We start from the raw sequence: 8898 nt of genomic DNA on the forward strand, positions 1-8898 counted from the left end.
CGTCGTCGCGCACCGCGAGGTCGCCCGCCGAGAACCAGCCGTCGCGCAGCGCGGCCGCGGTGGCCGCCTCGCGCCCCTGGTAGCCAGTGAACAGGTACGGCGAGCGGCTGAACAGCTCACCGACGTCGCCGACGCCGACCTCGTGGCCCTCCTCGTCGAGCAGCCGGACCTCGGTCGCCGGGAACGGCAGCCCGACGGACCGCTCCTTGCGCAGCTGGTCGGCGGGCGCGAGGTTGGACACGACCCCGGCCTCGGTCGAGCCGTAGCACTCGAAGAGGTACCCGTCGCCGATGACGTCGACGATCCGCTCCTTCATCGCCTGCGAGAGCGGCGCCGCGTTGGACACGAGGGTCTTGAGCGCGCCGTGCCCGATCGCCGCGACGCGCTCGTCGCCGAGGCCGAAGAGACCGTGGAAGTGCGTCGGGACCATGAAGGCGTTCGTGATCGGCTCGGCGGCGAACCCGGCCAGCACGGCCTCGGGGTCGAACCTCGGCAGGATCGTCGCGGACCCGCCGAGGAAGACGTTGGCGAGCGTGAACGAGAGCCCGGCCCCGTGGTACATCGGGGCGATCGTGAGCCCGTGGTCGCGGGGACCGTAGGCGCCGTACTCCGCGGCCATCGCCAGGTAGTTGAGCGTGCGCGAGCGGTGCGGGCACAGGACGCCCTTCGGCTCGCCCGTGGTGCCGGAGGTGTAGTGGACGACCATGGTGTCCCACTCGTCCGGGACGACGCCGGGGTGCGAGTCGCGTGCCGCGCCGAGCCAGTCCTCGTAGCCGTCGTCCAGCAGCACGACCGGGATCCCCGCCGCGTCGGCGACCGACCGCGCCACCTCCTCGCACGCCCGGTCGACGACGAGCGCCCGCACCTTGCTGTCGGCCACGATGTAGCTCATCTCCGCCGCCGACGAGGCCGGCGAGATCGTCACGACCGCCAGGCCCGCGCCGGCGAGGCCGACCACCAGCTCGACGTACTCGAGGCGGTTGCCCGCGACGACAGCGACGTGGTCGCCCGACGTGAGCCCCAGCCCGGCGAGAGCGGCGTTGCCCACGCGGTGCACGCGGCTGCGCAGGGCGGCGTACGTGAGGGTCCGCTCCCCCTCGCGGAGCGCGACCTTGCCGGGAGTGCGTCCGGCCGAGACCCGGACGCCGTCGGCGACCGTGAGCGGGACGAAGGTCGCAGGGATCGCCGCCATCACAGACCGAAGATCCGCACGGCGTTGTCGCGCAGGAGCTTGCGGCGCGACTCCGGTCGCAGTCCCAGCCCGTCGATCTCCTCGATCGCGCGCTCGGGCCCGATCACGGGCCAGTCGGTGCCGAACAGGCACTTGTCCGAGCCCCACGAGTTCGCGAACTTCACGTACTCCGCCGGCCAGTGCTTGGGCGCGTAGGCGTCGGCCGCGACGTAGACGTTCGCGTGCTTGAAGCACATCGCGATCATCTCCTCCGTCCACGGCCAGCCCAGGTGGATGCCGATGATGGTCAGCTCCGGGAAGTCGATCGCCACCCGCTCGAGGGTCTGGGGACGCCCGACGCTCTCGAGGATCCGGTCGCGGCGGTAGTCGAGGCAGTGGCCGACCTGCATCATGATCGGGATCCCGAGCTCGGCGCAGCGGGCGTAGTACGGGTAGTACTGGGCCGCGTCCGGTGCCAGGCCGAACCAGTGCGGGTAGAGGTGCGCCCCCACGAAGCCGAGGTCGTGGACGGCGTGGTCGAGCTCCTTCAGCCCGGAGATCCCGCGGGTCGGGTCGATGCCGGCGAGCCCGCTGAAGCGGCCGGGGAACGCCGCGCAGTAGTCGGCGACGCGCTGGTACGGGATCTCGTAGGAGTGGCGGACGCGCAGGTCGCCCGCCCGGGTGGCGATCAGCAGCGAGCGCTCCACACCGGCCCGGTCCATGGCGGCGACGTAGTCCTCCATGGGGACGCCCCGGCGCATGTCCTCGGGCATGCGGACCTTGTCCATGAAGGTCTCGTCGACGCCGACCTGGTCCTCGGCGATCTCGCGGGGCGTGTGCGGCGCGACGACGATGTCGATCGCGCCGTAGGACATCTCAGTCATCGTTCTCCTTGGTCGGGTGCGGCGCGGACGCCAGCGTGGTCTTGGGCTCGTCGTCCACCCACAGGCGCAGCACGTCGCGCCGCGAGAAGTGACCGTTCGCGTCGAGGAGCGCGTGGACGCCGTCGATGGCCGTCAGGTCGATCTCGGCGGCGAGCAGGCACTCCTCGGGGCCCGTGTGGGGTCCGGCGGCCGTCGTGCCGTCGGGGTTGAAGATCGCCGACCAGCCGCCGCCGGCCGGCTGGATGGTCTGCGGGCCGAGCTCGGCCTCCATGAGCGCGACCATGTCGTCGGTCAGGGGGTTCTGGGCGACTACGACGAAGCACTGGCCGGTGAGCGCGTGCGTGCGCGACATCGCCTCGACCTGCAGGTCGAAGCTCTCCTCCATGCCCCGATGGGTCTGGAGGCCGGGCCAGGCGCCGGCATGGACCTGCTCGCCTTGGACGATGAGGGCCTGGCGCGCCAGGTTCATGGTGTGCTCCCAGCAGGCGAGGCCGCCCACGCGGCCGAGCCGGGTCTCGAACACGCTCAGCGTCGACGCGTCCCCCTGCCCCCAGACGAAGCGCTCCGCGTACGTCGGTTGGAGCTTGCGGTGGATGCCCAGCAGCGTGCCCTCGTCGTCGATGTGGACCTGCGTGTTGTAGAGCGTCCCGCCGTCGCGCTCGGAGACTCCGAGGACGACGTTCACGCCTGCCTGACGAGCCGCGTCCTGCACACGCGCGACGAGCGGCCCCGGCACCTCCACCGACGCGCCGCGGTAGCGCGCGTGCATGCCGAACAGGTCGGCCGGCGGGTACAGGTTGATCCAGTAGGGGAAGCCGGGCACGAACACCTCGGGGAAGACCAGCAGGTCGATGCCGCGCTCGCCCGCCTCCGCCACGAACCCGCACGCCTTGTCGATCGTCGCCTCGGCGTCGAGCAGCACGGGCGCGGCGTGCACCGCGGCGACCGTCCACACGGTCCGATCGCCGGTCGTCATGCCGCGGATCCCGAGATCGGTGCGGACCCGCGGGTGACCAGCTGCGACAGCCCGACGGCCACCACGAGCGCGCCGCCGTAGAACAGCTGCTGCACGTAGTTCTCGGCGCCCAGGAACTGCAGCCCCGTGATGCCGGTGGCCAGGAAGTAGGTCGCGACGAGCGTGCCCCAGGCGTTGAACCGGCCGGGCATGATCGCCGTCGCGCCGAGGAAGGCGCCGGCGAAGACGGGAAGCAGGAAGCTCGGTCCCGACGTCGGGTCGGCCGACCCGGACGTCCCGGCGTACATGACCCCGGCGACGCCGGCGAGCGTGCCGCCCGTGACGAGGGCCCCCACCCGCACGCGGTCGACCCGCAGGCCGCTCAGGCGCGCCACCGACCGGCCGCGGCCGACGATGAGCATCCGCCGGCCCAGGGTCGTGAACTCCATGACGTACCAGAGGACGACGACGGCGAGCAGTGCGTAGTAGAACTGGATCGGGATGCCGAGAAGGCTGTTGCCGACCGTCCAGTCGCTCAGGGCGACGTCGATGCCGGGCACCGTCGAGGAGCCCGAGATCATCAGCGTGACTCCGTAGGCGAAGGTCCCCGTGCCGAGCGTGACGATGATCGGGTCGATGCGGCACAGCGTGGCCAGCACGCCGTTCAGCAGACCCATCGCCGACCCGACCAGGATCGCGGCCACGATCGCGAACCCGATCGGCCAGCCGTGGTTCACGTTGAGCACGGCCACGGTCACGCTGGACAAGGTGAGCGTGTAGGCCAGCGAGAGATCGATGTCGCCGGTCGTCAGCGGCACGATCAGCCCGAGCGTGAGGATCAGGAAGACCGACTGCGTCGACAGCATCGACGACCAGTTCGCCGAGGTCGCGAAGGTGTCCGGCCGCAGGATGCTGAAGATGACGATCGTCACGACCCAGACGGCCGGAAGGGCCAGACGGCTCGGCAGTCCTGCCGGGAGACGTCGGGCCGGGCGAGCCGTGTGCGAAGCGGTGCTCTTCTCGGCGGTGGTGGTCATGGGAGCCTCAGTCCTGGGAGGGGTCGGTCGGGTCGGCGGGGTCACGCCGCGTCCTCGGCGGCGGCGGCAAGCTGCACGCTGCTCAGGCAGCGCTCGGTGATGCGTTCCTTGGTGACGTCCCCTCCGGTCAGCTCCGCGACCACCCGGCCGCGGGCCAGCACGACCACGCGGTCGCACAGCGCGGCCAGCTGCTCGTGGTCGGAGCTCGCGCAGACCACTGCGCCCCCGGCGTCCGCGCTGCCGCGGATGACGTCCCAGATCTGACCTCGTGCGCCGACGTCGACACCCTGGGTCGGCTCGTGCAGCAGGAGCAGGCGCGGGCCGGTCTGCAGCCACTTGGCGATGACCGCCTTCTGCTGGTTGCCGCCGGACAGTGCCGACAGGGGCAGCGAGGGATCGCGGGGACGCACGTCGTACTCCTCCATGAGCGCGGCGGTGGCCGTCGTCATCGCCCGGCGGTCGAGGCCGAGGGCTCCCCGGAACCGGCCGAGGACCGGCATCGTGACGTTGTCGGTGACCGGGAGGGTCTGCACGGCCGAGTCGTTCTTGCGGTCGGCGGGCACGAGCGCGGTGGAGGCGCGCGTGCCGCGTCGCGACGTGAGGTCGTGCTCGGTCCCGTCGAGCTCGAGGCGGCCGGACGTCGGCGCGACGGCGCCGTGCAGCACGTAGGGCAGGGCCTCGAAGCCGGAGCCGAGCAGGCCGGTCACGCCCAGCACCTCACCCTCGTGGACGTCGAGGTCGACGTCCACGAGGGGGTCCGACGTGAGTCCACGCACCCGTGCCATCACCGGCGCGGCGTTCACGGTCGTCCCCGCCGCCGGGGGCGCGTGAGCCTCCAGCCGGCGGCCGATGATGCGCTCGATGAGGGCGTCGTGGTCGGTCTCGGCCGTCACGAGGGTGTCGACGAGACGACCGTCGCGCAGGACGGTGGCGCGATCGGTCACCCGCAGCACCTCGTCGATGTCGTGGGAGACGAACAGCACCGACGCCCCGGACGCCGCGATGTCGCGCATCAGGCCGAACAGCTGGTCGACCTCCTCCCGCGGGAGGAAGACGGTCGGCTCGTCCAGGACGAGCAGGCCGTGGGCGCCTCCGTCGCCGTGGCCGCGCGCCTCGCGCATCCCCTCCATGGCCCGGGCGATCGCGAGCTGGGCACGCTGCACCGGTCGGACGTCCGCGACCGTCGCCGCCGGGTCGAGGTCGATGCCGTAGCGCTCGAAGACCTGCCGGGCCTTGCGCCGCTCCTGCGCCCAGGAGATCCGTAGCCGCCGCTGGGCCATGTCGGCCACGACGAGGTTCTCCACGACGCTCAGCGACTCGATCAGCCCGAGGTCCTGGTGGACGAACTGCAGACCCAGCGTGCGGGGCGCGTCCGGCTGCAGCGGCAGCGCGACGTCGCGCCCGCCGACCCGCAGGCGGCCGCCGTCCGGGTCGTGGAACCCGGCAAGGACCTTGATGAGGGTCGACTTGCCCGAACCGTTCTCCCCGAGCAGGCCGTGCACCTCCCCCGGCGCGACCGACAGGTCGACCGCGTCGAGGACGGTGGTGCCGCCGAACGTCTTGGTGAGTCCGACCAGCTCGAGGACGGACGGTCCGGGCGTCGCCATGGCTACTTGACCCCCCACAGCTCGAGGTAGCCGTCCTTGAAGGTGTCGCCGTAGCCCTGGGTGGGCTTCGGCGGCGTGCCCGCCTCGTCGATGTTCGACGAGTCCCAGACGCGGACGGGCGTGTCCATCTCGGTCGCGTCGTCGGCGTCGCCGTTCACGAGCACGCGCAGCGCACGGTCGATCGTGGACCACCCGGTCCACTCCAGGTTCTCGCCCATGGTGGAGGTGACGGTGCCGTCGGCGATTCCCGAGAGGGCGAAGCCCTGGCCGTTGAACCCCGTCAGCTTGACCTTGCCCTTGCGACCCGCGGCCTGGATGGCCGGGACGACGTTCGGCATGGCGCCGTCGTAGATCGTGATGACCCAGTTGATGCTCGGGTCCTTCAGGAGCGCGGTGCGCACCTCGCCCTGCAGCTTGGTGGCCCAGTCGACGATCGGGACGTTGAGGACCTCGTTCTCGCACGAGTCGCACACGGCGGCCAGCTCGTCCTGGATCATCTTGACCAGGCCGCGGCTCGCGGGCGCCTCGTTCGCGGTGACGATCAGCGCGTTCACGTCGGCGCCGTCCTCGGCGACCGTGTAGTCGGCCATGAGCTTGGCCCCCTGGACGAACGGTCCGGGCTGCACCGCGGTGAGTCCGGTGACGTTGGTCTTCGGGAGCGTGCCCTTCGGGAACTCGTCGTCGAGCGGCACGTGGTTGGCGATGACGGGGATGCCCGCCGCCTCGGCGGCCTTGATCTGTGGCTGCAGCTGCGACGGGGAGGGCGAGCCGTTGAGGACGATGAGGTCGGGCTTGGAGGAGATCGCCTTGTCGAAGCACTTCACCCAGCCGCCGACGGTGCCGTCGTTGTTGCAGTCGTCGACCTCGAGCCCGGCCTCCTTCGCCGCATCCTTGAGCCCGACGTTGATCTCCTGGACGAACGGGAGCATGGGGTAGTCGGGCACGAGCGCGATGCGCTTGCCGCGCGCCGCGCTCGCGTCGAAGGCGGGTCCGGGGGCGACGAACTCGGGCACGGCCTTCGCCTCGTCGATGGCGGCCTTCGCGGCGGCCTGGTCGGCGGTGCCGCCTCCGGCGCCGCCTTCGCTGCCGGAGCCCGAGCCGCAGGCGGCCACGAGCAGCAGGGACAGGGTGGCCGCACCGACGGCGGCTCCTCGGGGGGTGGGTCGTCGCATGAGATTCCTCGTTCTCTGGGGGGGTGGGACGACCGGACCTCGCGCCCGTCGACCCCAGCGCGAGCCGAGCGACTCACCCTGATGACTACGTATGCAAGCCCATCTGTGCATACGTTGTCAATGCCTTGTCGGCAGGAGTTTCTCCGGAACTGAGGTCGCCACGGTCACCGGTCTGTTTCGCCGCGATGACGTCGCAGGTCAGATGCGGCGGAACCTCGCTCGGCCGTGCGTGGTCACGCGCCGGGGACGGCGGGCCGGAGGTGCCCGACGGCTGGTGTCGCCCGGCCGTGGATGGGCGTCTGCGCGCCGCGCAGGTGCTGCATCGAGGCACCGTGCCGAGAGGCCGTCACCTCGGCGGCGATCGCGAGCGCCGTCTCGGCGGGCGTCCGTCCACCCAGGTGCAGCCCGATGGGACTGTGCAGGCGCGCCACCCGCTCGGGCGGCACGCCCGCGTCCGCGAGCGACGCCACGCGACGATGATGGGTGCGCGCCGACCCCATGGCCCCGACGTAGCCCAGGTCGTCGCGCGTCAGGGCGAGGGTCAGCAGCGGGAGGTCGAACTTCTCGTCGTGCGTCAGCACGCACACCACGGTCCGCCCGTCGGTCCGTCCGGCCAGCACCTCCCGCTCGAGGTGGCGGTGGGGCCAGTCGACGACCACCTCGTCCGCCGAGGGGAACCGCTCGGAGGTGGCGAAGACGGCACGTGCGTCGCACACCGTCGTCCGGTACCCCAGCAGCCGCACCTGGTCGCACAACGCTGCGGCGAAGTCGACGGCGCCGTACACGAGCAGGCGCGGGGCCGCCGCCAGGACCGAGACGAACGCCTCGCGCCCGGGGCTGGTCGGATCGGGGCTGGTCGGATCGGGGCTGGTCGGGTCCGGGCTGGTCGGGTCCGGGCTGGTCGGGTCGGGGCTGGTCGGGTCGGGGCTGGTCGGGTCGGGGCCGGTCGGGCCGTGGCCGAGCCGGACCAGGCCGCCGCCCGCTGACGCGGCGACCGAGACCCGGGCGAGGTCGTCCCCGTCCCAGCCGTCGACGCCGTCGAGCGCGACGTCCTCGAGCAGGATGCGCGGCGCGGGAGGTGCGCCGTCCGCGGGGGGCGCGGACACGATCGTCGTCGTGCGCCCGTCCCGGACGCTCGCCAGGACGGTCGTCCAGAGCGGTCGCTGGTCGACGTCCACCCGCTCGACGTGGACCTCGATGGTGCCGCCACAGGTCAGTCCCACCGCGATCGCGTCGTCGTCGCTCACGTCGAAGCGGCACCGGACCGGTTCACCGGTGTCCTGGACCTGCTCGGCGAGCTCGTAGGTCGCGCCCTCCACGCAGCCTCCGGAGATCGAGCCGACCACGCGACCGTCCAGCCGTCGCAGCATGGCGGCGCCCGCCGGCTGTGGCGCACTGCCCCACGTGCCGACGACGGTCGCCAGCACCACGGACCCGTCCTCGTCCAGGGCGCGGACCAGGTCGGGCAGCACGGCGCGCACGGCGTCAGCCCAGGTGGACCGTGAGGCCACCGTCGACGACGAGCGCCTGGCCCGTGACGTAGCGCGCGGCGTCGGAGGCGAGGAAGAGCACCACGTCGGCGACCTCGTCCGGCTCGCCGATCCGTCGCAGCGGGACGCTCGAGGCCGCCGCGTCGAGGGCCACGGCACCCGCGGAGTTGACCTCGTCGAGCGACTGGGCCGTCCGGATCATCCCCGGCGCGACGGCGTTGACCCGGATACCGTCGGGGCCGAGCTCGGACGCCAGGGCGCGCACCAGACCCACGAGACCGGCCTTGGAGGTGGAGTAGTGCGCGTGCTCGGCCCAGCCGTAGGCCACGCCGTGCACGGACGACATCGCGACCACGCTTCCCCCGCCGCGGGCTCGGAGCCCGGGCAGCGCGGCGCGCACGACGCGCATGGCTCCGGTGAGGTTCACGTCGAGGACGTGGGCCCACTCGGCGTCGGTGAGGTCGCCGAAGGGACGGCGGCGGGCGATGCCGGCGTTCGCGACGACGACGTCGAAGCCGTCGTCCGCCGTGGCCGCGATCCCGGCGACCACGTCGTCGGGCACCTCTACGTCCAGGTGCACGT

At 72.2% G+C, this 8898-nt stretch carries 8 protein-coding genes; all 8 read right to left on the reverse strand.

Annotated elements, in window-relative coordinates; translation table 11 throughout:
- The coding region (locus ASF38_RS03270; RefSeq protein ID WP_162237285.1) for a class I adenylate-forming enzyme family protein at nt 1-1192 on the reverse strand (1192 nt) is incomplete at its 3' end.
- On the reverse strand, nt 1192-2055 hold the full coding sequence (locus ASF38_RS03275; RefSeq protein WP_082480323.1) for an amidohydrolase family protein: 864 nt from the start codon (nt 2053-2055) through the stop codon (nt 1192-1194). The genes ASF38_RS03270 and ASF38_RS03275, both read right to left, overlap by 1 nt.
- On the reverse strand, nt 2048-3031 hold the full coding sequence (locus tag ASF38_RS03280; RefSeq protein WP_055963377.1) for a carbon-nitrogen hydrolase family protein: 984 nt from the start codon (nt 3029-3031) through the stop codon (nt 2048-2050). The genes ASF38_RS03275 and ASF38_RS03280 overlap by 8 nt, the downstream gene beginning before the upstream one ends.
- Nucleotides 3028-4047, reverse strand: a complete 1020-nt coding sequence (locus ASF38_RS03285) for an ABC transporter permease (protein WP_056556297.1) — start codon at nt 4045-4047, stop codon at nt 3028-3030. The genes ASF38_RS03280 and ASF38_RS03285 overlap by 4 nt, the downstream gene beginning before the upstream one ends.
- Before the next feature lie 41 nt (nt 4048-4088).
- Complete coding sequence (locus ASF38_RS03290) at nt 4089-5654, reverse strand: sugar ABC transporter ATP-binding protein (protein WP_056573603.1); 1566 nt, start codon at nt 5652-5654, stop codon at nt 4089-4091.
- 2 nt (nt 5655-5656) lie between these two features.
- Nucleotides 5657-6826: a sugar ABC transporter substrate-binding protein gene (locus ASF38_RS03295; RefSeq protein WP_055963366.1), complete on the reverse strand. Its 1170-nt coding sequence runs from the start codon at nt 6824-6826 to the stop codon at nt 5657-5659.
- 233 nt (nt 6827-7059) lie between these two features.
- Nucleotides 7060-8307: an XdhC family protein gene (locus ASF38_RS03300; protein ID WP_082480422.1), complete on the reverse strand. Its 1248-nt coding sequence runs from the start codon at nt 8305-8307 to the stop codon at nt 7060-7062.
- A 4-nt stretch (nt 8308-8311) separates the two neighbouring features.
- Nucleotides 8312-8898, reverse strand: a 587-nt coding sequence (locus ASF38_RS03305; protein ID WP_235497368.1) for an SDR family NAD(P)-dependent oxidoreductase, incomplete at its 5' end; no start/stop codon positions are given.

It is taken from the genome of Aeromicrobium sp. Leaf272 (genome assembly GCF_001422865.1).
Taxonomy (GTDB): domain Bacteria; phylum Actinomycetota; class Actinomycetes; order Propionibacteriales; family Nocardioidaceae; genus Aeromicrobium.